General features: G+C 40.9%; 17 protein-coding genes. 15 read left to right on the plus strand and 2 right to left on the minus strand.

Features of this window, described 5'->3' with window-relative positions:
* Positions 1 to 875: 875 nt before the first annotated feature.
* The 11 genes from DP73_RS16425 (at position 876) to DP73_RS16475 (ending at position 16491) form a co-directional block, all read left to right on the plus strand.
* Positions 876 to 2129, plus strand: a complete 1254-nt coding sequence (locus tag DP73_RS16425; RefSeq protein ID WP_034600918.1) for a DNA polymerase IV — start codon at positions 876 to 878, stop codon at positions 2127 to 2129.
* A 222-nt stretch (positions 2130 to 2351) separates the two neighbouring features.
* Positions 2352 to 3848, plus strand: coding sequence for a PAS domain S-box protein (locus DP73_RS16430; protein WP_052090759.1), 1497 nt, complete (start codon positions 2352 to 2354; stop codon positions 3846 to 3848).
* A gap of 208 nt (positions 3849 to 4056) precedes the next feature.
* On the plus strand, positions 4057 to 4899 hold the full coding sequence (locus DP73_RS16435; protein ID WP_034600920.1) for an amino acid ABC transporter substrate-binding protein: 843 nt from the start codon (positions 4057 to 4059) through the stop codon (positions 4897 to 4899).
* A gap of 136 nt (positions 4900 to 5035) precedes the next feature.
* The gene (locus tag DP73_RS16440) at positions 5036 to 5677 is read left to right on the plus strand and encodes an amino acid ABC transporter permease (protein WP_034600921.1); all 642 of its coding nucleotides are present in this window, start codon (positions 5036 to 5038) and stop codon (positions 5675 to 5677) included.
* Between the two features lie 87 nt (positions 5678 to 5764).
* Complete coding sequence (locus DP73_RS16445) at positions 5765 to 6415, plus strand: amino acid ABC transporter permease (protein WP_034600923.1); 651 nt, start codon at positions 5765 to 5767, stop codon at positions 6413 to 6415.
* A 17-nt stretch (positions 6416 to 6432) separates the two neighbouring features.
* The gene (locus DP73_RS16450; protein WP_034600925.1) at positions 6433 to 7191 is read left to right on the plus strand and encodes an amino acid ABC transporter ATP-binding protein; all 759 of its coding nucleotides are present in this window, start codon (positions 6433 to 6435) and stop codon (positions 7189 to 7191) included.
* Between the two features lie 589 nt (positions 7192 to 7780).
* On the plus strand, positions 7781 to 8203 hold the full coding sequence (locus DP73_RS16455) for a hypothetical protein (RefSeq protein ID WP_034600928.1): 423 nt from the start codon (positions 7781 to 7783) through the stop codon (positions 8201 to 8203).
* A gap of 202 nt (positions 8204 to 8405) precedes the next feature.
* Complete coding sequence (locus DP73_RS16460) at positions 8406 to 12230, plus strand: phosphoribosylformylglycinamidine synthase (RefSeq protein WP_034600930.1); 3825 nt, start codon at positions 8406 to 8408, stop codon at positions 12228 to 12230.
* 157 nt (positions 12231 to 12387) lie between these two features.
* Entirely contained in the window at positions 12388 to 12699 is a 312-nt protein-coding gene (locus tag DP73_RS16465; RefSeq protein ID WP_034600932.1) for a hypothetical protein, read from the plus strand.
* 22 nt (positions 12700 to 12721) lie between these two features.
* On the plus strand, positions 12722 to 13888 hold the full coding sequence (dinB, locus tag DP73_RS16470) for a DNA polymerase IV (RefSeq protein ID WP_034600934.1): 1167 nt from the start codon (positions 12722 to 12724) through the stop codon (positions 13886 to 13888).
* 374 nt (positions 13889 to 14262) lie between these two features.
* The gene (locus DP73_RS16475) at positions 14263 to 16491 is read left to right on the plus strand and encodes a YcdB/YcdC domain-containing protein (protein ID WP_052090761.1); all 2229 of its coding nucleotides are present in this window, start codon (positions 14263 to 14265) and stop codon (positions 16489 to 16491) included.
* Positions 16492 to 16778: 287 nt separating this feature from the next.
* Here DP73_RS16475 and DP73_RS16480 read toward each other — a convergent pair whose 3' ends face one another.
* Positions 16779 to 17459, minus strand: a complete 681-nt coding sequence (locus tag DP73_RS16480) for an AIM24 family protein (RefSeq protein ID WP_034600935.1) — start codon at positions 17457 to 17459, stop codon at positions 16779 to 16781.
* Between the two features lie 143 nt (positions 17460 to 17602).
* Here DP73_RS16480 and DP73_RS16485 point away from each other — a divergent pair, with 143 nt between their 5' ends.
* The 3 genes from DP73_RS16485 (at position 17603) to DP73_RS16495 (ending at position 21706) form a co-directional block, all read left to right on the plus strand.
* Positions 17603 to 19897, plus strand: a complete 2295-nt coding sequence (locus DP73_RS16485) for a molybdopterin cofactor-binding domain-containing protein (protein WP_242865785.1) — start codon at positions 17603 to 17605, stop codon at positions 19895 to 19897.
* An 82-nt stretch (positions 19898 to 19979) separates the two neighbouring features.
* The gene (locus DP73_RS16490; protein ID WP_034600939.1) at positions 19980 to 20429 is read left to right on the plus strand and encodes a (2Fe-2S)-binding protein; all 450 of its coding nucleotides are present in this window, start codon (positions 19980 to 19982) and stop codon (positions 20427 to 20429) included.
* Between the two features lie 95 nt (positions 20430 to 20524).
* Complete coding sequence (locus DP73_RS16495; RefSeq protein ID WP_034600940.1) at positions 20525 to 21706, plus strand: PatB family C-S lyase; 1182 nt, start codon at positions 20525 to 20527, stop codon at positions 21704 to 21706.
* A gap of 206 nt (positions 21707 to 21912) precedes the next feature.
* Here DP73_RS16495 and DP73_RS16500 read toward each other — a convergent pair whose 3' ends face one another.
* Positions 21913 to 22497, minus strand: a complete 585-nt coding sequence (locus DP73_RS16500) for a helix-turn-helix domain-containing protein (protein WP_034600942.1) — start codon at positions 22495 to 22497, stop codon at positions 21913 to 21915.
* 267 nt (positions 22498 to 22764) lie between these two features.
* Here DP73_RS16500 and DP73_RS16505 point away from each other — a divergent pair, with 267 nt between their 5' ends.
* Positions 22765 to 23187: a GNAT family N-acetyltransferase gene (locus DP73_RS16505; RefSeq protein WP_034600944.1), complete on the plus strand. Its 423-nt coding sequence runs from the start codon at positions 22765 to 22767 to the stop codon at positions 23185 to 23187.
* Positions 23188 to 23226: the final 39 nt, after the last annotated feature.

The following is a 23226-nucleotide window of genomic DNA, read 5'->3' on the forward strand; positions in this document are numbered from 1 at the left end:
GTTACTATCGGCTTGCCAATATCATATCTACAGACTTATCCCTTCAAAACATGCGCTACATTCCTGTTCTGTACTTTATCAATTAAAAATGTATAACTGAACTGATCTGGTATTATCTTGCTTTTCAATTAGCATAATCTCAGTACATTTTTGGAGTAGTTTTATAAGGAAGTGCTAAATTCTAAAAATGTTCTAATAAATATAAGAGCACGTAATGATTTACCTAACACCAGTATAGATCGCTAATTACCTAACTAGAATCTTCCGACCATAATCAAGCAGGTTACCACCCATACTAATGATTCGTTCGACCTTACAAGATATCTACCCAGCCATACACAACCTCTCGGCTGTATATAACCGATCTTCTTACACATGCATATATCTAACGACATATGGTTGAGTAAGAACCTTCTCAACACCCGGTAAAATCTTAGCTCGACCCATTACGATAAGTCAGAACCCTAAAACAATCAGACTAGACTGCCATAAAGCCCTTTTCCCACCACTAAAAGATCTTCCCTCTGACTATATACAAGCGTTTTACCACCTGCATATAATCTTTGGCCGACCCACATACACCCGACTAAGAGCATATATAAATCTTGGCTCAACCATTACGTACCCTTATGAACCTAGTATGGCTTTTTTGCAGAGCTTTATTCTGGTAACTTTAGGTAACTATCATTAATAGATATCGAGATATCCCATAAGTCATTATTGTTTCTTCGGCTAATGCTTACATACAACACCCTAAAAGTTTTTCGCCATTGATATTCTTATAGAATATGGCTATAATAGGAACACTAGTTCGTATGAAAGGGAATAAATGTACTACTGAATATTGAGAGGCCAAAAAATAGGTGGTGTAAACAATGCCTAAGCGATATATTTTTCATATTGACGCAAATTCAGCGTATCTATCCTGGGAAGCAGTGTACCGTCTTCAACAGGGGGATCCACTTGATCTGCGAACAGTTCCCTCTGTTGTCGGCGGTGATCCTACTACACGTCATGGGATAGTGCTTACTAAATCAATTCCAGCCAAGAAGTTTAAAATCGAAACTGGAGAGACTCTTTACTCTGCCTGCCAAAAGTGTCCCGATCTTATTATTGTACCTCCGAATTATGCTCTTTATCGTCAGTGTAGTGATGCCATGGTTGAAATCTTAAAAGACTATAGTCCGGCTATTCAACGATTTTCCGTCGACGAGTGTTTCCTAGACTTTTCCGGAATGGAGTTGCTTTCAAAGGATCCCCTTGAAACGGCTCACAATATAAAAGATCGAATTAAAAAAGAGCTTGGGTTTACAGTAAATATAGGAATCTCCACTAATAAACTCTTAGCTAAAATGGCTGGAGAACTTAAAAAACCTGATATGGTTCACACTATTTTCCCCGAGGAAGTTCCCGGGAAAATGTGGCCATTACCTATTGAAGAATTATTCATGGTCGGAAGAGCCACCTCTAAAAAGCTTAGATCCAGGAATATTAAGACCATCGGAGAACTTGCGAATTACGACTTGAAGATTATTAAGCTGTTTCTAAAGTCTCATGGAGTATTAGTCTGGAATTATGCTAACGGTATTGACTATTCTCCTGTCCGAAGAGAGGACGCAATTGAGGTTAAAGGTATGGGGAATTCTACGACGATCCCTTTTGATGTAGAAGATAGAACAAATGCTCATCTCGTTTTACTTTCCCTTGTTGAATCTGTAAGTACCCGACTACGGCAGGCTAATATGTTAGCTCGTTTGGTCTCAGTCTCTTTTCGAACTAATGAATTTTACGGGTGTTCCCACCAAAGAAAACTTTATAATGCCACGGATTGTACTGACCAAATTTGGGAAATAGCCTGTGAATTGTTCGATGAGTTATGGAATGGACAGCCTTTAAGGCATATGGGTCTTCGTGTATCTGAACTGTGTCAAAACGACTTTTTTCAAACATCTCTCTTTAGTAAGAATTATGATAAACGACGGAAGATTGACAATGTAGTCGATGTAATTCGATCAAAGTTTGGGTCTGCAGCCATCTTTAGATCAGCTTTTCTTCATAGTGGACTCCACTCTATGACTGGGGGAGTTGTGGAGAATGAAGAATATCCGATGATGACAAGTCTTTTGTGACTTATTTGATTTTACCAATTAGGCAGGCAGGCTTAACATAAATTTTGTGCAGTAATATAAAGATACCTGTTTGAGTATCTTTTGGTTGTATTATTACTACTAATAAAACAGGCAAAAACCCGAATGGGCAAAATTATAATAATTATTAAGAGGAAATACCTAAACTATGTAGAATTCTGGTAAATATACCTTTTTGAATAACTCATAGGAGTGTTTTTTCCAATGAATGAAGCCTATTTAAATAATTATTCGATCGAGGAAAAGATTCAAGTCCAACTAGAATCTCTGCACAAAAAATTCAGAGAAAGTCAAATACATCTTCAAACGATATTTGATGAAGCAATTATAGGTATTGTTTTGTTAAATTATGAAACAGGGATAAGTCTATGTAACCCTGCTTTTCAAGAAATGCTGGGTTATTCGGAAAATGAGCTTAAGACTATGAATTTTCGTGAATTTACACATCCGGATGATTTAATAAAGGAGCTGGAAATATATCGAAAAGTAACTGAGTGCAAAATTGATAAGTATCAATTAGAGAAAAGGTATATTAGAAAAGATAAATCTATTATATGGGGTAGGCTTAGTTTAACTATTACCAGAAATTTTTTAGATAAGCCTGAATATATCATCGGAATGGTCGAAAATATAACACAGCGTAAATTAGCTGAAGAGTCATTGCGCGAGAGTGAAGAACAATTTAGGAATCTTTTTGAAAATAGCATGGACGGGATTTGTATTACCAAGCCTGATGGCACAATTATTTCAGCAAATCCCGCAATCTGTGAAATGTTAGGTATGACGGATGGGGAGATATGTGCAGCTGGTAGAAAAGGTATTGTTGATTTTTCTGATGGCAGAGTAAGCAAACTTTTAGTTGAGAGAGAGCAAACAGGCAAATTCAAAGGAGAATATTATGCAATTCACAAGAGTGGTAAAAAAATTCCCGTTGAAGCAACCTCCAAATTTTATTGGAATAGTAAAGGAGAGAAAGTTGCCTCAGTTATTTCGCGAGATATTACTGATAGGATAAAGACACGGCAAGAGATTGACCGATTGGATAGATTAAATTTGATAGGACAAATGGCTGCGGGGATTGGACATGAAATAAGAAATCCATTGACAATTGTTCGTGGCTATCTCCAATTATTAGGGGCGAAGCCAGAAAACGCAGTTCAAAGGCCAACCTTTGATTTAATGATATCTGAATTGGATCGGGCAAATTCCATCATCACGGAATTTTTGTCACTTGCTAGAACGAAACAAACAGATCTAATAGTTCAAAGTCTAAATGATATTTTACACAATTTATATCCTCTCATAGAGGCAGACGCATATAGTCAGAATAAACAAATTAGCTTCAATCCGGGAACTATCCCAAATCTCAAATTAAATAAGAACGAAATCTCTCAGCTCGTTCTTAACTTAGCTCGCAATGCTCTTGAAGCAATGAAGGAACGAGGGAGGCTTACTATTGCTACTGGTTTAGAGAATGAAAAGGTAGTACTTGTCGTAGAAGATGAGGGGTGTGGCATTTCCTCTGAGGAAATAGAAAAAATCGGGACACCTTTCTATACCACTAAAGATAATGGAACGGGCCTTGGACTTACCACATGTTTTAAAATTGCTGAAGTTCATAATGCAAAAATTGATGTAGAATCAAGCCCAAAGGGGACAAAGTTTTTAATAACATTTCCTATCCCAAGTATCAATTCTTAGGCTGCAGATGTATACATTTAGAATCAAGGCTTGTTTGCCCTTCTGAACCTAGCCAAGAGGGTGCTTATTCGTGTATAGTAATAATGGGAGGGATGCCATAGAAAAATTAATTGTGTTAAAATGCACTTATCATTTTAAGCATCTAAAACATAATTTTTTTGAATGTGGTTAGAAAGAATGAAATAATCGTGAAGGGAAGAAAGCTAAGATGAAAAGAAGATGGTTAACACTGTTAGCAGTAATCTGTACGGTGGCTCTTTTGACAGCGGGCTGTGCTCAGAAAGCTCCGGACACAAAACCTACAGACAAGGCTCAAACCGGCGACCAATCCTGGAATAAAATTAAGGAAAAAGGGGAATTTGTCATAGGTTTGGATGATAATTACCCGCCTGCCGGCTTCCGGGACAAAGCAGGGGAACTGGTTGGCTTTGATATTGATTTAGCTAAAGAAGCCGCCAAGCGCTTAGGTGTTAAAGCTGTATTCAAGCCGGTTCAATGGGACGGAGTTCTCTTGAATCTTAAAAGTGGAGAAATAGACCTCATCTGGAATGCCTTGGGCATAACCCCTGAAAGACAACAAGAAATTGGTTTTACGGATAGTTACATGGCAGATAGGAATATAATAGTAGTAAAGGCAGGTTCTCCAATCAAGTCTAAAGCTGACTTAGCAGGAAAAACCGTCGGACTGCAATTAGGAAGTACTGCCGAGCCAGCGGTTACTAAAGATGAGATTTCCTCAAAGCTAAAAGAAATCAGAAAGTTTGAAAGCCCAACAGTCGCCTTAATGGATTTAGATGCGGGCCGCATTGATGCAGTGGTAACTAATGAAATGAATGCACGTTATCTGGTTACAACTGAAAAAACAGCGGATAAATACTATATCTTGACGGAACAAGAAGGGGATTTCGGCAAAGAACCTTTTGGAGTAGGTGTACGCATGGAGGACAAAACTTTCCTTGCCGAGCTTAACCGTGTTCTCAATGAAATGAAAGCTGACGGAACGGCTGCTAAAATCAGTAATGAATGGTTTGGTTCAAACATTATTAAGTAGTAAAGAAAACTTGGCTAGTATAAAATAGGAATAGGAAGTTGGTGAATGAATCCCTTCCTATTCCTTATTTTTAAGAAGATTTCCTAAGCCCTGATATACGGGTTATTAGACATTCATGAGGGGATAAAGAAAAACGATGGATTATGTTCTGACAATATTACCCGTTTTGTTAAAGGGTCTAAAGCTATCCCTAACAGTTTATGGAATTGTAATAATTTTGATCTTTCCAATAGCTATTTTGGCGGCTATTGGTAAAGTATCGGGGCCGAAAATTCTCAAGAAGATCCTACAATTATATACTTGGATATGGCGAGGCACCCCTTTGCTGCTGCAATTATTTTTTATCTATTTTGGGCTGCCGTACTTTGATATTAATTTACCGCCGTTGGTAGCAGTAATTATTGCCTTTGTCTTGAATGTAGCCGCCTATGAAACAGAAATTATCAGGGCAGGTATTGAATCCATCGACAAAGGGCAGTATGAAGCTGCAAAGTCCCTGGGAATGACCTATTTTCAAACCATGAGGCGAATTATTATACCCCAAACAATTAGGAGAGTTCTGCCCGCTACTGCAAATGAAGCAATTCTTACCTTTAAGGACACAGCTCTCGTTGCAGCAATCGGTATGGGGGATTTATTGCGTTCGGCTAAGGAAGTTGTGACAACTGATTTTAAAATTACCGCTTTCTTTGTGGCGTTTGTATTTTACCTAATTATTTCTTCGCTTTTGCTCCAAGTTTTTAGCAGGTTAGAGAAGAAATATTCGATTTACGAATAAAATGCCGTCTGGTTTCCTTGAAAGGCTAAATATAAATATCGAGACAAGACAATTTCTTATAGAAGGCAAATGAAGGGATAAAAAGTAATGGATCATCTGGAATATGTTCTAAGTATACTTCCGTTTATTGCATCAGGTTTAAAATTAACTGCTAAGGTATATGTAGCAACTTTATTATTTGCTTTGCCTGTCGGGCTTTTAGCTGCTATTGGCAAGGTGAAAGGTCCAAAGATTATCACCAGGCTATTATATTTATATACATGGATTTGGAGAGGCACTCCCTTGCTTCTGCAATTATTCTTCGTGTTTTACGGTTTGCCGATTATTGGGATACGGCTTTCTCCCTTCGCCGCAGCGACGATTACCTATACCTTGAATTCTGGGGCCTATCTGACAGAAATTTTCCGAGGGGGAATAGAATCCATTGACAAAGGTCAATATGAAGCTGCTAAAGTATTAGGGATGACCTATCCCCAGACTATGCGCAGAATCATCATCCCTCAAACAGTGAGACGGGTTTTACCCCCTACCTGTAGCGAGGCTGTAAACTTAGTAAAAGAAACTGCCCTCTTGGCAGTCATAGGGATGCCGGATTTATTGCGTATTGCAACCCAGATTTTCACTCGAGATTTTAATATAACACCATTTATTGTAGCCTTTGTTTTGTACCTAATCGTCTCTTCTGTTCTTGTCAAACTTTTTGGTACATTAGAAAAGAAATATTCGATATATGAATAGGAGAGTGTGAGGATTCAATGACAATGATACGTATGAATAACATTCATAAATATTTTGCTGGAGTACATGTTCTAAAGGGAGTATCTTTAGAAGTTAATAAAGGGGAGATTATATCGATTATTGGGCCAAGCGGATCCGGGAAAAGCACTTTGCTCCGCTGTATGAATCAATTAGAAAAGATAGACCAAGGGAGTGTGGAGATAGAAGGGATTGTGGTTGAAGCAGCAGGGGATGTGGGAGTCAAGATTACTGCCACACCTCAGGAGGTAAGAACTGCCTATCGGAAAATGGGTATGGTCTTTCAAAGCTTTAATCTTTTTCCACATATGACTGCCTTAGGCAATGTTATTGAGGCCCCAATGCTTGTTCATAAACTTGGTAAAGGTGAGGCTGTTAAAAACGCGGAGAAGCAACTTAACAAGGTGGGATTACTAGAGAAAAAGGATGCCTTTCCTTCCAAGTTGTCCGGTGGTCAAAAACAGCGAGTAGCTATTGCTCGAGCCCTGGCCATGAATCCGGATATTATGTTGTTTGATGAGCCTACCTCAGCTCTTGACCCGGAGTTAATTGGAGAAGTCCTAAGTGTCATCAAGAACCTGGCTCAGGAGCATATGACTATGATAATAGTGACTCATGAAATGGGATTTGCCAAGGAAATTTCTGACCGAGTCATCTTTATGGATGACGGAAAAATTCTTGAAGATCAAAGTCCGGCTGTTTTCTTTGATAATCCACGTCATCCTAGGATAAAGACGTTTTTAGAAAAAATGCTCTAATTATAAATTGAAGGAATTACTAAAAACCCTTTGATTAGAAATAAGTATATTTTATTATAACTAGTGCCAATCGCTTATAATTACGAGCTTTTCGATCATATATCAGATCTGGGTATACCAGCAGTATCTTGTTATGTAGGGCAGAAACCTAGGAAGAGGTTCCTTCTAATGTTTAGGATGACAGAAGGACTCTAGGTAGTGATTAATCTTGAAATGTCATGTATTAGGTGTACAGGTAGATATTTAGTGATATTTGTAGCGATTGGTAATAACCAATCGCTTTTTGATATTCAAATTCAGAGTTGAATCCAGTAAACATCTTAAGGGGGTTACAGCGAGTGCTTTTATAATATGGGCCGATATAGGCGAGTATATATAATATATTAATTGATAACATAGTGAATATCTATAGACAGTAGTGCCTATTGGGTTTAAGCTTAACTTAAGGTAAATCACAAATATACGACTCAAATATCACCTTAGTGAAAAATATCACTTCAACTTGGGGGGTGAAAACTTACAATTATCTGGTGATTAAAAGGTAATTCGCTACAACTGGCTATATGCCCTTAATAAAGGAGGTTATGCCATGAGAAAGTGTGACGAGCATATTCAAAGATTCACCTTAACGGGTCAGGATAGAGGGATTAAGCAACTAAGTGAAAGTGAACTCGAAGAGTATAAAATAATCTATGGCGACCTTATTGTCAAACTCATCGAAACCGGTGGAGAAGTTCCAGTAAGTTCCGATATACAAGTGATTAATAAGATTTATACTTGCAACGACGAATGTGTGACTCCCCTGGGGCTGGTTAATGTTAGTCTGGAATACCTGGCAAAGTTGCTGACATTCTGTAAGCAAGCAGGGATTCATTGGCTAGTGGATATAAGAGAGTGCACAGATACCCACTTTAGGGAACTGTCATACTTCAAGATTATCGTCGATTGCTCCAAGGATAGATTCATAGAAGTTGCCAAAGAAGGAGGCTTTAGGTATTCAGCCATTAAATAATGTACTATGATCCTCTTTTCATCTTACTCTTTTATTTCTATCAAAATCGTGGTATTATGCAAAATAAGAAAAAGAATCTGCGTCACCCACTGATTAACGCGTGACAAGGCCATAGACAAAGTGCTATGGCCTTATACATATTTTAAGGACGCTAAGGTTTTAGCAACAGTAAAATTAGGCAGAAAAAGTGATGGAGGATGATATGGGATCACATGCTGTGAAACGAATTTATGTGGAAAAAAAGCCGGGTTATGATATTGAAGCCCAGGGCCTTTTACATGATCTGAGTGAAAATTTAGGGATCAATGGATTGCAGGGGTTAAGAGTTATCAATCGCTATGACATTTCAGGGATTACGGATGAGGAATATAATAAGTCTCGTCCTATTATCTTTGCCGAGCCGCCCTTGGATTTGGTGTATGATGAAATTTTAGAGGTTCCTTCTGCGGATCGAGTTTTTGCTATGGAGTATTTACCTGGCCAATATGATCAGCGAGCAGATTCAGCCGCTCAGTGTGTACAGATTCTAACCCAGAAAGAGCGTCCGACGATTGCTTCGGCTAAGCTAATCGTTTTGCAGGGTCTAGTTTCAGAGGAAGATTTCCAAAAAATTAAGGATTACTGTATCAATCCTGTGGAATCACGAGAAGCCTCGTTAGAAAAGCCCGAGAGTCTAGACTTTGAATCGATTATTCCGCCTGATGTGGAAATTCTCGATGGGTTTATAGAAAAGTCGCCTGAAGAGCTGAAAAAGTTTTTTTCAGAAACGGGTTTAGCAATGAGCTTTGAAGACCTAGCTTTCTGTCAACAATATTTCCGAGATACTGAAAAGCGGAATCCAACCATTACGGAAATCCGTGTGATTGACACCTATTGGTCGGATCATTGTCGTCATACTACATTTAACACTAAAATTGAAGAGGTTTCATTTCCCGAAGAGGAAATGGCTTATCCATTGACCCAAGCTTATCAGGAGTATCTAACCTCAAGAGATTATGTGTATGGTGAGAATCCTGCTGATCGAGATATCTGTCTCATGGATATCGCGGTCTTAGGCATGAAAGAGTTGAAGAAAAAAGGACTCTTACCGGATCTGGACTTATCCGATGAAATCAATGCCTGTAGTATTGTGGTAAATGTTGATGTCAATGGTCAAACCGAAGAGTGGCTGGTAATGTTTAAGAACGAGACCCATAACCATCCTACTGAAATCGAGCCCTTTGGCGGGGCAGCTACTTGTCTAGGAGGAGCTATTCGGGATCCCTTGTCTGGCCGTACTTATGTTTACCAAGCAATGCGTGTAACGGGAAGCGGAGATCCTCGGTTGAAACTGGAGGATACCCTGCCTGGAAAACTACCGCAGAGAAAGATCACAACAGGTGCTGCTGCAGGATATAGTTCCTATGGCAATCAAATCGGGCTGGCTACGGGACAGGTAACTGAAGTCTATGACCCAGGTTTCATTGCTAAGCGTATGGAAATTGGAGCAGTTATAGCGGCTGCTCCCCGTGAGAATGTGGTACGAGAAGTTCCTGAAGCCGGTGATATCATTGTACTGGTCGGCGGAAGAACGGGCAGGGACGGGTGTGGCGGCGCAACGGGTTCCTCGAAAGAACATACCACAGAGTCCTTAATGACTTGTGGAGCAGAAGTGCAAAAAGGGAATCCACCCACTGAGCGAAAAATTCAAAGGCTCTTCCGTAATTCTCAAGTAAGCACCCTCATTAAACGATGTAACGATTTTGGAGCAGGTGGGGTATCGGTTGCTATCGGAGAGTTGACGGATGGATTAGAAATTGACTTAGATGCTGTACCGAAAAAATACGAAGGTCTTGATGGGACAGAGTTGGCAATTTCTGAATCTCAAGAGCGTATGGCTGTAGTAATTCGCGCAGAAGATTTCAAGACTTTTGCAAACTACGCTCATGAAGAAAACCTTGAAGCAACCTTAGTCGCTAAGGTTAGTTCTCAGCCAAGGCTTACGATGGTTTGGCGAGGGCAAGTGATTGTCGATCTTAGCCGAGAATTTCTTAATACCAATGGAGTTAAGCAAACTACTAAGGTTCAGGTTTCTCTACCTGAGGCTGGTCGGGATTACTTCAACAGTCTGCCGGAAATAGTCGAACAAAAAATAGCTCCTAATACTATTGAATGTTTGGAAAACGAGGCTTCATTAGTGAAAGAGGCTTGGCTTGCTAATCTAGCGGATCTGAACGTCTGCAGTCAGAAGGGATTAGTAGAAAGGTTTGACAGTACAATTGGGATGTCATCCGTCTTGATGCCCTTAGGCGGCAAGTATCAGGCAACTCCATCTGAAGGTATGGTCTCTAAGCTTCCGGTATTAACAGGAGAAACAAATACGGCGACGGTGATGACTTATGGTTATAATCCACAATTAGCTAAGTGGAGTCCCTTTCATGGTGCTTTATATGCCGTCGTTGATGCGGTAACAAAAATCGTAGCTCTAGGCGGGGATTATCGCAAGGTTCGACTAACTCTACAAGAGTATTTTGAACGCTTAGGAACAGATCCCGAAAAATGGGGGAAGCCTTTTAGTGCTTTGTTGGGAGCTTTCTATGCTCAGAAGAAACTTGGGATTCCGGCTATCGGCGGAAAAGACAGCATGTCAGGAACCTTTATGGATTTGCACGTTCCTCCAACTTTGGTGGCTTTTGCGGTCAATGTGGTTGAGGCTGATAAGGTTGTTTCTCAAGAATTTAAAAAAGCAGGCAGTCAAGTAGTGTTGGTAAAGGCCATTCGGGATGAACATCAAGTCCCGGATTTTGAACAACTAAGTGCCAGCTATTTGAAAATTTACGAGTTGATCCAATCAGGAAGTGTTTTGGCATCTCATACAGTTAGAATGGGCGGGCTTGCGGCAGCACTCAGTAAAATGGCCTTTGGTAATCGAATCGGTATAGCTTTAGAAGGCCAAATCGATATCAGGCAGTTGTTTACCGCTGATTATGGTTCGATGGTTTTGGAAATAGATGGAACTGTAGATTTGGCTGAAGCCTTTGGTTCTCTAGGTTATCAATTGCTGGGGGTAACCCACGAAACACCGATGATAACCTTCGAGGGTGTAAACATTGACCTAGACACAGCTTATCAGGCGTGGGAAAAGCCTTTGGAAAAAGTTTTTCCGACTCAAACGGAAAAAGTTGCACAACCACAAAATGTGAATTTCAAGTTGCGCAATACCCTCACTCCATCAATAAAAGTAGCAAAACCGAGAGTCTTTATCCCAGTCTTCCCGGGTACTAATTGTGAATATGATTCGGCCAAAGCCTTCGAGAAAGCAGGTGGAATCGCTGAAACCTTAGTTATCAGGAATTTGACTGCTTCAGATGTAGAGCAATCCATCAAAGAGATGGTTAAAAAGATACAACAGGCTCAGATCGTCATGCTTCCCGGGGGCTTTAGTGCGGGAGATGAACCGGATGGATCCGGTAAATTTATTGCTACGATGTTTAGAAATCCTTGGATTAGTGAAGCTATTGCTGGACTTATGAATCAACGGGATGGTTTAATGCTCGGGATTTGTAATGGGTTTCAGGCATTGATCAAACTCGGTCTTGTTCCCTATGGAGAAATCATTGATCTAATGGAGGTTTCGCCAACCCTCACCTACAACAAAATTGGGCGTCACGTTTCCAGCATGGTACAGACTAAGGTTGTCTCTGTCTTATCTCCTTGGTTTAGCGGGGTAAATTTAGGAGATATTCATACTGTCCCTGTCTCCCATGGAGAAGGACGGTTTGTCGCAGACTCAGAAATAATTCAAACCTTAATTGACAATGGTCAAGTGGCCACTCAATATGTGGATTTAAAGGGAAACCCCAGCAATGATGTTATCTATACTCCCAACGGTTCCTTTGAAGCCATCGAAGGAATTACTAGTCCCGATGGACGTATTCTGGGTAAAATGGCCCATTCGGAAAGAACTGGTTCTGAAATCGCTAAAAACATTCCAGGCAATAAGTATCAGCCTATTTTTGCTGGAGGGGTCAACTATTTCAGAGGATAAACACCCGGTGCCAGCAGAGGATAGCAGGATCGGATGGGGGTGCCTTTTGAGGTCTTTAGATTTTTCGGAATGCCTTTTTAGAGTAAAAGGGTTTTCCGACTGTTTGTCGAACTAGAACTGGTGGAATGATTTGATATTTTAGGAGATGAATTTTACATTGAATACTACATTTGAAAGCGCTGTTGTAACAGTACAAGACAAAACGATTGCCGTGGTTTCAGTACAACCAACCGTATTCCAGAATTCATTTAATGCCTCAACCATTATTAAAGGATTACTCCCTGTGTTTAAGGGTATGCCGGTGGTTTTAATGACCTTAGATCCCCAGGGTAAGCCTGCATACTTCGGCAGATCAGATCTTATCTTGCTCTTAGAAACTATTAATATTAAAGAAGCAGAATGGAAAGAAGTCTCAGCAGTTGTCGATCTGACGAATTCTTGTCCCATGAAAGAAGAACAAGAAGAATAGTATCTTAATTATTGAGGAAATCATGGAAGATTTGGCGAACTATCGCAAGATATTACATGTGGATATGGATGCTTTCTACGCTTCTGTCGAACAGCGGGATGATCCCTCTTTGTTGGGAAAACCCGTTGTAGTCGGAGGCAGGCTGAATGGCCGGGGAGTTGTCTCAGCGGCATCCTATGAAGCTCGTAAATACGGAGTACGTTCGGCAATGCCTGTTGCAGAAGCAGCCAGGTGCTGTCCTGATGCGGTTTTCCTGCCGGTGAATGCCAAGAAATACCGGGAAGTATCCTGGCAAATCAGGCAAATATTTTTGACCTACACACCAATGGTAGAGCCATTATCCCTTGATGAGGCCTTTTTGGATGTCACAGGTTCAACTAGGTTATTTGGGCCGGCAGAGAGCATTGCTTTAACGATTAAACAGCGCATTCGGCAGGAATTAAGTTTAACGGCTTCGGTTGGATTTGCATGTAATAAATTTTTAGCAAAGCTTGCTTCGGATCTGAAGAAACCAGATGGTTTCGTGGTTGTTCAACCTGATAAAGTTCAAGAGTTTCTTGATCCGCTGCCAATCGAAAGAATTTGGGGAGTCGGTGAAAAAACAGCGGAGCAATTGCACAGTTATCGGATAAATACAGTCAAAGATTTGCGTAGTTTAGAGTTGAAGTTCTTAACAAAGCTCTTTGGTTCATTAGGAAGTCAGCTTTATCAATTGGCACGGGGAATTGACCACCGACCTGTGGAAAGCGACCGGGTGGTTAAGTCCATCGGTCGAGAGACCACCTTTGAGTCAGATATTAGCGATGGTGATTTGCTGGAGAAGACCTTGTTAATGCTGGCCATTGACGTAGGTCGAAGTTTACGTAAAGAGGCGTTAAGAGGAAGAACTATAACTTTGAAAGTTCGTTATGAAGATTTTCGCACCTTAAGCCGATCACGGACTATTCATCGGGCTACAGATCTTGATGATGTTATATTTCAAGAGGCTTGTAGCTTGTTAAGGGAATTGTCCCTTAGACAGCCTCTGCGCTTGATAGGGGTTACAATGTCGAACCTGACAGATCAGCACGAAAATCAAATTTCTTTATTTGAAGAGCCCCAGCTTGAAAGAGAGAACCTCACTAAAGTGCTTGATCTAGTCAAAGAGAAATATGGTGAGAAAAGTATTACAAGGGCTAGACTTTTGTAATACTTATAAGTAGGTCATTTGCGTATTCCTAAGCAAATGGCCTATTTACCTATAATCAGCCTCCAGGTAGTAGCGTAACGTCGATATTCAATAAACACAATCTGCGAATTATACATAAAAATGTCGATAAGTTTATTGTCAGAAACACCGCTAAACTACGTCTATAAGTAGTGTAGAGCTTGAAAGCATATCACTTAGATCATATTGATCATGTATGCCCAAGGAGCAAGAATATAGTATAAGCAGAAGGAGGGGATAGGAGAAGGCGAGAGAAGTATTTCAGCCTTGGCTGGACAGATCATTTTTTCTCTATAAATCATTCGAGTTCGGTAGGAGAATATCGAACTACGAATCACGAAATTGGAGGTAATACAATGAAGAAAAATTGGCGTTCTTTCTTGGCTGCGGCTGTAGTTGCAGTCTTACTTGTTCCAACTGTTTCAGCGCCTATCGTATTGGCTGGGGAAATTAGTTCTGCTGAAGCTGTTGGGACCATGGCCGTACCTCAGGTGGGTCTGGAAAAAGCAATTCAGATTGTAAAGACTAACTTTGACGTTCCTAATCAATATAAGGATTTTAACTCTTCTTATAATACTTATAATGGACGTCAGGTTTGGGCTTTACGTTGGAACGGCACATCGGAACAACCAGGAGAGTTCGCGGCAGAAGTTAATGCTATTAATGGTGATATTGTCAGCATGAATTATTGGAAAAATGAAGATCAATTGGCCAGTAGCCCCTCAGTTCCGACAATTACTAAAGAGGGTGCTCAAGAAATCAGCGATAAGTTGTTGAGCCAGTTATTGGGTAAGAGAACTGAGGAACTTAAGTTAATTCCAAGTGAGTCGGAGGTTGTACCCCTAAGTTATGGCCCGTTTTATTATTCGGTTCAATATCAACGCTTCATAAATGGCGTACCCTTTCTTGGCAATGGAGTAAATGTACAAGTCTCTAGTAAAGATGGACACATTAATTCCTATACTCTAAATTGGAATGATGTCAAGGCACCTGATGTAAATGGAGTGATTAGTGTCGAAAAAGCCCAGCAAGCATTTGCTGAAGCACCATTTTTTAAACTCTTGTATTGGGTTCCATCAGGATACAAACCTATGCTTGTAGGTCAAAAGCAAGAAGCAAAGCTTGTTTACCAATTAACCGGGGACAATAGTGGTGGGGCAATTGATGCTTTAACGGGTAAACCCCTTCAACTCAATCCGGGTGAGTGGTTGTCTACAGACGCCTACGGAGTTGGTGGTATGGGCAGAGCCGATGCGGAAAAGGCTAGTCCTTCAAGTAACTCGTCACAAATTCTAACTCCACAGGAACAACAAGAAGTAGAACGAACCTCAAAGCTTCTTAAACAGGACGAGGCAATTGCTGCTGTGAAGCGTTGGGTTGAGATTCCGAATAGCCTGACATTAAGCAGTGCTAATTTGAGTAAAGACTGGCGCAGTACTGATAAGCGTATCTGGAGCTTTGACTGGAACAGTGTTGAGACGGATAAAGAGCTGGGAACCCCCCAATATCTTAGTGCAAGAGTAAGTGCAACAACGGGCGAACTACTTGGATTTTCCATCTCTACTCGACAAAACGGCAAAGATGATGTCAAACTAGACCGGGCAGCAGCCCAAAAAGTTGCTGAAGAATTTCTTAAAAAAGTTCAGCCTGAACGTTTCACTCAAGTTGCCTTAGATCCGGAAACGGATTTGATGTATAAAATGAACCCTGAACCATGGAATAATCAGGCCTTTTCATATGGTCGGGTGGTTAATGGGGTAGCGTTCCCGGAAAATAGCATGATTGTCAATGTAGATCCTGTGTCCGGCAAAATTACGAATTATGAACTAAACTGGTCAGACTATGATTTGCCAAGTGTAACGGGAATTCTCAGCAAAGACAAAGCTGTAGAATCATTTCTGAAAGCACGTCCCTTAACCCTCACCTATGTTCGCATTTATAGCAATGGAATCCCCGGTGATTTGCGTTTAGTATATTTGCCAATTGCGAAAGATCGCAATATACAAGTTTCCAACATTCTAGATGCCAAAAGCGGTGAATTACTGGACTATCAGGGTCAGCCTATTGAAAAAGGTCCCAAACCCTTTACTTTCACCGATCTGAATGGTGTTAATGGAGCACCGGAGATCACAGTACTTGGGCAAGCTGGCTTATTTGGGGATTATGGCAATAGCTTTAAACCCCTTGAGAAAATGAGCGTAAGTTCAATGCTGCGGGCCATGTACCTTAGCCGTTTTGGATTATGGGGAAATACTGGCCTTACCGATAAAGAGATTATCAGTAAAGCTAAAGAACTGGGCTGGCTGAAAGAAGATCTGAAGCCCGGAGATCAAGTAAATAGAGAACTTCTTGCTAAAGTCCTACTTCGCTACATCCAGCTTAACAAGCTTGCAGAGCTCAAGGATATTTACAAAGTAAGTTTTCAAGATTCTGATCTAATTAGTTCGGATGCCCTGGGTTATATAGCTCTGGCCAGTAGTACAGGGATAATCAAGGTAGAAGGGCAAGTTCTGGCACCACGTGATACTGTGAGCCGTGCTGAAGGTGCTACTGCGCTCTTTAGAGCTTTAAACTGGCGTAACTAAGAGTTAGAAACAAACTATGAATCATTTCATCATGAGTTTGATATAACTAGTAAGATGTGAATGTTTTACAGAAAGTCCCCTCGTTTAAATTGACGAGGGGACTTTCTTGTCTGCAAATAAGCGTATTTGCTTCTTTCTACCTGCAGAGATATAACACTCAGTAAATAAAATGGTTTGATTAGGATGAATTGACTGAACACAACAGTAGCAATAATGCTATAATTACTAGAAAGCTAGATTTGATAAACACCTATTTAAGTATCAACAATAAGACGATATTTTACATACTAATCCACACTAATTTTTAGCCCGGATAATCGTTCGGAGGGTTGAACGAGAACCATTTGACCAGTTTGGTTAAAGTGAAACTGATACGATTCTCCAGAGGTTTGTCCAATCGCTGTTTTCCAGCTGAAGTTATTCATAGACACGTTTGGATCCCCGCCGCCGTTAGGGCTGCTTGTCCAGGCTACTACGGCATCAGGATCGACCACACAAGGTGCTTCTAACATAAGCGGGTTGCCATCAGTCATGACCGCAACTTGTTGTGGCTGATTTGAGATATTCGTCAGGACAGTGGAGGCTAATCCCTTTTGTGATAATACTCCGCTTCCTATTAAACGCACATCATATTTCAAGTCCGTGGGAAAGGCTAGTAGATTTTCACTTTCTACAGAAAGACAATCCCCGGGTTCAAGCTCGAAAACTGAAACATGATAAGCATTTTTCGCTAAATAAATGACTCCTGAACCTTCGACGGTCATTAATTCTATGTTTTCTCCGGTTAGAGTTCTTTTGGCTAAACCTAGCAGAGAGCCCATGACACCTCCACCATTATCCGGGCCCAGCAACATCTTGTCGAACTTAAAGTTCCCTTTATAGGCGACCATTGTTCCTTTTTTAGCAATGAATTTACCCGTGCCTTCTATTTTACAGCATAGTTCTTCCTCGACATTAAACTTAAACATTGTATTAGCCTCCTTGCTAGGTTTGATTTTCGATTTTGCTATATAAAGATATCTAGAATATATACCAAAAGTAATATCTGTACAATGAGTAAACAAATCAACGTTCAAAAGGTTCCCGTAGATTTATAAGGTAAAGCAGAGGAGTGAGAATATTGGACAAGGATTATAAATATGTCGGGCGCACTTTTCCAATTCATGATGCAGAGCAGAAAGTAAACGGTAGTCTACAATATTTAAGTGATATGAAACTGCCAAATATGTTATATGCCAAACTGCTTTTGAGTCCAATTGCCCATGCTCACATTACCAATATAGATACAAGCAAAGCTGAGGCTTTACCGGGAGTTGTAAGAGTGTTTACCCATCTAAATACCCCTGCTAAAACCTACAGTCGCTATAGAATAGTGCCTGACCAAGAGGTTTGCTTAGAAGACGAGCGTCTTTTAACAGAGAAGGCACGGTTTGTCGGAGATCGTATTGCTGCTGTGGTAGCTGTCAGCAAAGAAATCGCCACCCAGGCTATTGATCTCATTCAAGTAGACTATGCAGAATTGCCAGTGCTAAATACTCCCGAAAAAGCTCTTGAGGAACAGGCGGACAAAATTCATTCTGCCGGGAACTTGCTCCATGAATTTGAATACAAAATCGGGGAGATAGAGCTTGCCGAAGACTGCGTTGAGGTTGAAACTTTAACCAATACACAAAAAGTGCATCATGCGGCTATGGAACCTCATGTTTGTCTGGCGGATTATGACAGTTCCGGCAAGCTCACTCTCTGGGCTGCCTGCCAAGGAGCATTTGGGGTAAGGACCGTAGTAGCTGATTTGCTGGAACTGAGTTATAACAAAGTCAGGGTCATTAAAGTTCCTATGGGGGGGTCTTTCGGCGGCAGGCAAGAAATTATTTTTGAACCTCTAACTGCTTTTCTAGCCAAGGAGGTTAAGCGCCCGGTCAAACTAACCTTGACCAGGGAAGAGACCATTATATCTACAATGACTCGACCCGCAACGAGTTCTAGGGTAAGAACTCTGGTTAACCAAGAAGGTCGACTAGTTGACTGTAGAGTAGATACCGTATTAGACGCCGGAGCGTATGCCACAAGTTCTATTGACAATACCTATGTAATGGCCAAGAAGATATGTAAATTGTACAGAATCCCTTACTATGAACATAGGGGCAAAACCGTTTATACCAACACTCCTGTAGCCGGTGGAGCACGAGGATGGGGTGCACCGGAAATCATGACTGCTCTCGAAATTCATATGGATGCTGTGGCGAAAGGGTTAGGAATAGATCTTATAGAATTTCGGCTCTTAAATCTTGTCCATCCTTATGACTTAGATAAAACCTCTCAAATTTCTTTAGGGAATGCTCGGGTCAGAGAGTGTCTCCTGAAAGGTGCCGAAACCTTCGGTTGGAGTGAGAAGTTTCACCGATGGAATATAGCTCCGAATCAAGGCAGATTCCGCAGAGGAGTAGGATTAGCCTGTGCTGCCCATAAAAATGGAATGTACGGAGGATTTCCCGAACATAGTACCATGACTTTAAAAATGAATGAGGACGGCAGTTTCATTTTGAACACCGGTCTCCATGAATTAGGGTGCGGAACTATTACCTCGATTACCCAAATTGTTGCAGAAGTCCTAGACATCGACCCTAAATTTATTACGACTCTAGAAGCGGATACGGAAAACGGCCCCTATGATTTTGGCTCTTACGGAAGCAGGGTTACGTATATCTGTGGAGCTTGTGCCTACGAAGTTTCCCAGAGAGTAAGAGAAAAAGTATTGGAATGTGCGTCGCAAATATTCCAAACCCCTATCGAGTCTTTAGAAAATGGCGCTGGCAGAGTATGGGTTAGGGGAGATGAACAGCACTCTCTAAGTTATCGAGAAATCGCCACAACCGCCAAACTTAAGTACAATACGGATATCGTGCTTACTCATACCTATCATGGGACTTCCAACCCAGGTGCTTATGCTGTTCATTTTGCCGAGGTAGAAGTTGACACAGCCACGGGAAGAGTTCAGGTCAAGGATTATTTGGCGGCCCATGATATTGGTAAAGCTATCAATCCCGGGATGGTTGAGGGGCAGATTCAAGGCGGTGTGCAAATGGGGATTGGTTATGCTCTATATGAAGAAATAAAGGTTAAGACTGATGGAAGTATTCTTAGCAGAAGCTTGAAAAATTATCATGTGCTTAATGCACCGGACATGCCTGAGGTGAGAATTCTTTTGATCGAAGAAGGTGGAGATGAAGGGCCTTATGGCGCAAAGAGTATTGGAGAAATTGCCTTTGTCCCAGTGGCTGCGGCAGTAGTCAATGCTGTTAACAATGCCTTGGGCACATCTTTGTCAAATTTGCCTCTGACACCGGAGAAGATTATAGCTGCTCTGAATGCGAGGCGCGATGTTTCAGGCATGAGGTACGAATGAGACGCGTGCTTTATTAATGGGATGAGTAAAGATATGTATTTAGGAAAAGAATATCAAAAGGCAGAGGATAAGGGTGGCAAGCATGCAAATTGAGTTTACGGTTAATGGACAAATGTACAATCTGACGGTTTCTCCAACCCTGAGGTTGATTGATTTGTTGAGAGAAGAACTAGGGCTAACGGGGACTAAAGAAGGGTGTGGCGAAGGAGAGTGCGGATCCTGCACGGTCATTATGAATGGCAAAGCAGTTAATTCCTGTTTAGTTCTTGCCCCCCAAATTAGAGGACAGGAGATCCTGACAATTGAAGCTCTTGAAAAGGATGGACTGGACAAATTACAAGAATCTTTCATCAAAAATAGCGCTGTCCAATGCGGATTTTGCACTCCGGGAATGCTCATGTCAGCTAAAGCACTATTAATGAAGAATCCTACTCCCTCTGAAGAAGAGATTAAAACTGCAATAGCTGGTAATTTATGCAGATGTACGGGATACAATAAAATAGTCCAGGCGATTAAGGATGCCGCCGAATAAGCGTGTTGCGGGGACGGTCCTTTTAACACACATTTGTGTGTTAAAAGGACCGTCCCCGCAACACGCCGCTCTCAACGCGAAAGGAGTAAATGTTAATGAACTGTAATTTTGACCAGATAATCGATCGTCGCCAGACTTGTTCTGTGAAATGGGATTTTAATCAGCGGATTTTTGGCCGTGAAGATGTTTTGCCCTTGTGGGTTGCAGATATGGACTTTCAAGCTCCCGAGGCTGTTATTGAGGCCTTAGTTAATCGTGCGAAGCATGGAATCTTTGGCTATTCAGATGGTATGGAGGGTTATTATGAGGCCTTAACTAACTGGCTGCACCAGCGCTTTGGCTGGGAGATCCAACGAGATTGGGTGACCTTTAGTCCCGGAATTGTTTTTGGCTTATATCAATTGGTAAAGAGTTTAACAAAGCCTGGAGATAAAGTCCTTCTGCAGTCCCCTGTATATCCCCCCTTTTTTAACGCTATTAAAAATAACGACCGCGAGCTTGTTAACAGCCAACTAATCTTTGCAGAAAACCGATATGTCATGGATTATGAGGATTTGGAAGAAAAGTTTTCCAACGGAGTCAAGATGATGATTCTGTGTAACCCTCATAATCCGGTTGGCCGGGTTTGGGAGCGGGAGGAGCTCGAACGCTTGGGAAAACTTTGTCTCACCTATAAGGTCTTAGTAATCTCTGATGAAATTCATGGAGATCTTATTTATAAAGGGCATCGCCATATTCCCTTTGCCACTCTCTCGCCTGAATTAGCTACTCAATCGGTGATTTGTACAGCGCCAAGCAAGACATTTAACCTTGCTGGCTTACAGACGTCCAACTTAATTATACCGAATCCAGACTATAGACAAGCTTTTTTAGCGACTCGGGATTTGACGGGCATACATAATCCTAATGTCTTTGGTATTACGGCTTTAGAAGCAGCCTATAGATATGGCTGGGATTGGCTAAATCAGTTGATGGACTATTTACAGGGAAATGTCGATTACTTAATATCGTCACTTGTTCAAATCTCTCATGTTAAGCTGATTCAGCCTGAAGGGACTTATTTGGCTTGGTTAGACTTCAGGGATCTAGGGATGGATCCCAAGGAATTACAGAAGTTTTTAGTACACAAGGCTGGGGTGGGACTAAATCCAGGCTTTCAATTTGGCCCTGGCGGAGAAGGCTTTGCCCGTCTTAATATCGGGTGCTCCCGTTCAACACTTGAAGAAGGTTGTGAACGGATTAGAGTTGCAATTGATAAATTAGATCTCCATGTGTAAACAATGGATATGAAAATAACTAAATAGCTAGAAGAAACATTTTAAAGAATTGATTCAATAGAGCCAGACTTGGTCTGAGGTCAATCATGTTTCGTAGTTGCCAAACATTCAAGTAGGCAGAAGGAGACTGCGTTAGATGGGATGCCGCCGCAGTCTCCTCTTCAGTTAAACAGTAAAAACACTAAATTTCATTTTCTTAAACTCCTTTATATTAACTGATAAAATAATCCATGCCTTGTACAGTACCATATAAGCATGCCATGACCTCTTTTGGATATCCTAAGTTGCATATCCCATTCGGGGTATTGCTTGATAATCTGTATCCGGTCACCGGTTGTAAAGGCGACAAAGGATATATAGTGTTCTTTTTTCATTGGATGAGCCGTTGTTATATACCAGTCGTCATCGATTACTTCAACAGAAAGCATCTCACTTTTATCGACTTTCTGCATTTTTTGCTGATCAATTTTTCTACCACAGCATGATACTTCGGCTTCACCTGTGCAAAGTGAAATGTTATGACACATAGGGCAAACATAATATTTCGTCTTTTTCATATTGCCTCCCACAAAATCATTGGGTGCTAAATCACCGCTTAATAGTTTACCTATATCAACTTCAAGTAGGTCGGACAGTTCCGAGAGCAGTGAAACATCGGGACAGCCTAAACCCCGTTCCCATTTCGAAACGGTTTTGTCGCTGATATTCATTTTATCCGCAAGCTGTTTTTGCGTAATTCCTTTTTCTATACGCAATTCACGGATGATCTTACCAACATTTATAGTTTGCATTATCGCAGCCTCCCTGTATTATAGTAATGAATGAACTGGTACTTTTCAATAAACCCTCCGTAGAGTTATGTGTTTTAAGGATTGTCAATGAGAAATCCGACTTTCCTACCATCAACTGACCCGGAAGGATGTGTTGTGGGGATGTTGTGGGGACGGTCCTTTTAACACATTCGTGTGTTAAAAGGACCGTCCCCACAACACACATTACCAGAGGAGATACTGACTTATCTTAACGGAAAATTTCACCAAACTCCTGGAGGGAAGCTTATGGATTTTATAATCAAGAATAATTGTTTAAATATCGACTGGAATTATGTATCTCAAACTCTAAGAAACGTTGGCATGGCTAATTTTGCTGCAGATATCCATCAAAAAGCTTTTGAAAACAGTCATACTGTAGTGTTTGTTTTTGACGAAGAAAAACTGATTGGTTTTGGTCGTGCAATTTCAGACGGAGTATATCAAGCTGCTTTATACGATATAGCAGTATTACCGGAGTATCAAGGCAAAGGGATAGGACGAATGATTATCAATAGTATTGTAAAATCGCTTCCGATGTGCAACTTGATTTTATATGCATCCCCTGGCAAAGAAAAGTTTTACGAACGGTTAAACTTTAGAAAAATGAATACTGGAATGGCCTTATTTCAAAAGGCTAGTGATATGAAGGAAAAAGGTTTTACTGAATAAATAGGTGTTGTGGGGACGGTCCTTTTAACACACATTCGT

This window comes from Desulfosporosinus sp. HMP52 (assembly GCF_000765145.1).
Classification (GTDB): Bacteria; Bacillota; Desulfitobacteriia; order Desulfitobacteriales; family Desulfitobacteriaceae; genus Desulfosporosinus.

Bases quoted from the DNA above. Each gene is read 5' to 3' on its own strand.
- DP73_RS16425 (WP_034600918.1), top strand. From the start codon at position 876: ATGCCTAAGCGATATATTTTTCATATTGACGCAAATTCAGCGTATCTA.
- DP73_RS16430 (WP_052090759.1), top strand. From the start codon at position 2,352: ATGAATGAAGCCTATTTAAATAATTATTCGATCGAGGAAAAGATTCAA.
- DP73_RS16435 (WP_034600920.1), top strand. From the start codon at position 4,057: ATGAAAAGAAGATGGTTAACACTGTTAGCAGTAATCTGTACGGTGGCT.
- DP73_RS16440 (WP_034600921.1), top strand. From the start codon at position 5,036: ATGGATTATGTTCTGACAATATTACCCGTTTTGTTAAAGGGTCTAAAG.
- DP73_RS16445 (WP_034600923.1), top strand. From the start codon at position 5,765: ATGGATCATCTGGAATATGTTCTAAGTATACTTCCGTTTATTGCATCA.
- DP73_RS16450 (WP_034600925.1), top strand. From the start codon at position 6,433: ATGACAATGATACGTATGAATAACATTCATAAATATTTTGCTGGAGTA.
- DP73_RS16455 (WP_034600928.1), top strand. From the start codon at position 7,781: ATGAGAAAGTGTGACGAGCATATTCAAAGATTCACCTTAACGGGTCAG.
- DP73_RS16460 (WP_034600930.1), top strand. From the start codon at position 8,406: ATGGGATCACATGCTGTGAAACGAATTTATGTGGAAAAAAAGCCGGGT.
- dinB (WP_034600934.1), top strand. From the start codon at position 12,722: ATGGAAGATTTGGCGAACTATCGCAAGATATTACATGTGGATATGGAT.
- DP73_RS16475 (WP_052090761.1), top strand. From the start codon at position 14,263: ATGAAGAAAAATTGGCGTTCTTTCTTGGCTGCGGCTGTAGTTGCAGTC.
- DP73_RS16480 (WP_034600935.1), bottom strand. From the start codon at position 17,459: ATGTTTAAGTTTAATGTCGAGGAAGAACTATGCTGTAAAATAGAAGGC.
- DP73_RS16490 (WP_034600939.1), top strand. From the start codon at position 19,980: ATGCAAATTGAGTTTACGGTTAATGGACAAATGTACAATCTGACGGTT.
- DP73_RS16495 (WP_034600940.1), top strand. From the start codon at position 20,525: ATGAACTGTAATTTTGACCAGATAATCGATCGTCGCCAGACTTGTTCT.
- DP73_RS16500 (WP_034600942.1), bottom strand. From the start codon at position 22,497: ATGCAAACTATAAATGTTGGTAAGATCATCCGTGAATTGCGTATAGAA.
- DP73_RS16505 (WP_034600944.1), top strand. From the start codon at position 22,765: ATGGATTTTATAATCAAGAATAATTGTTTAAATATCGACTGGAATTAT.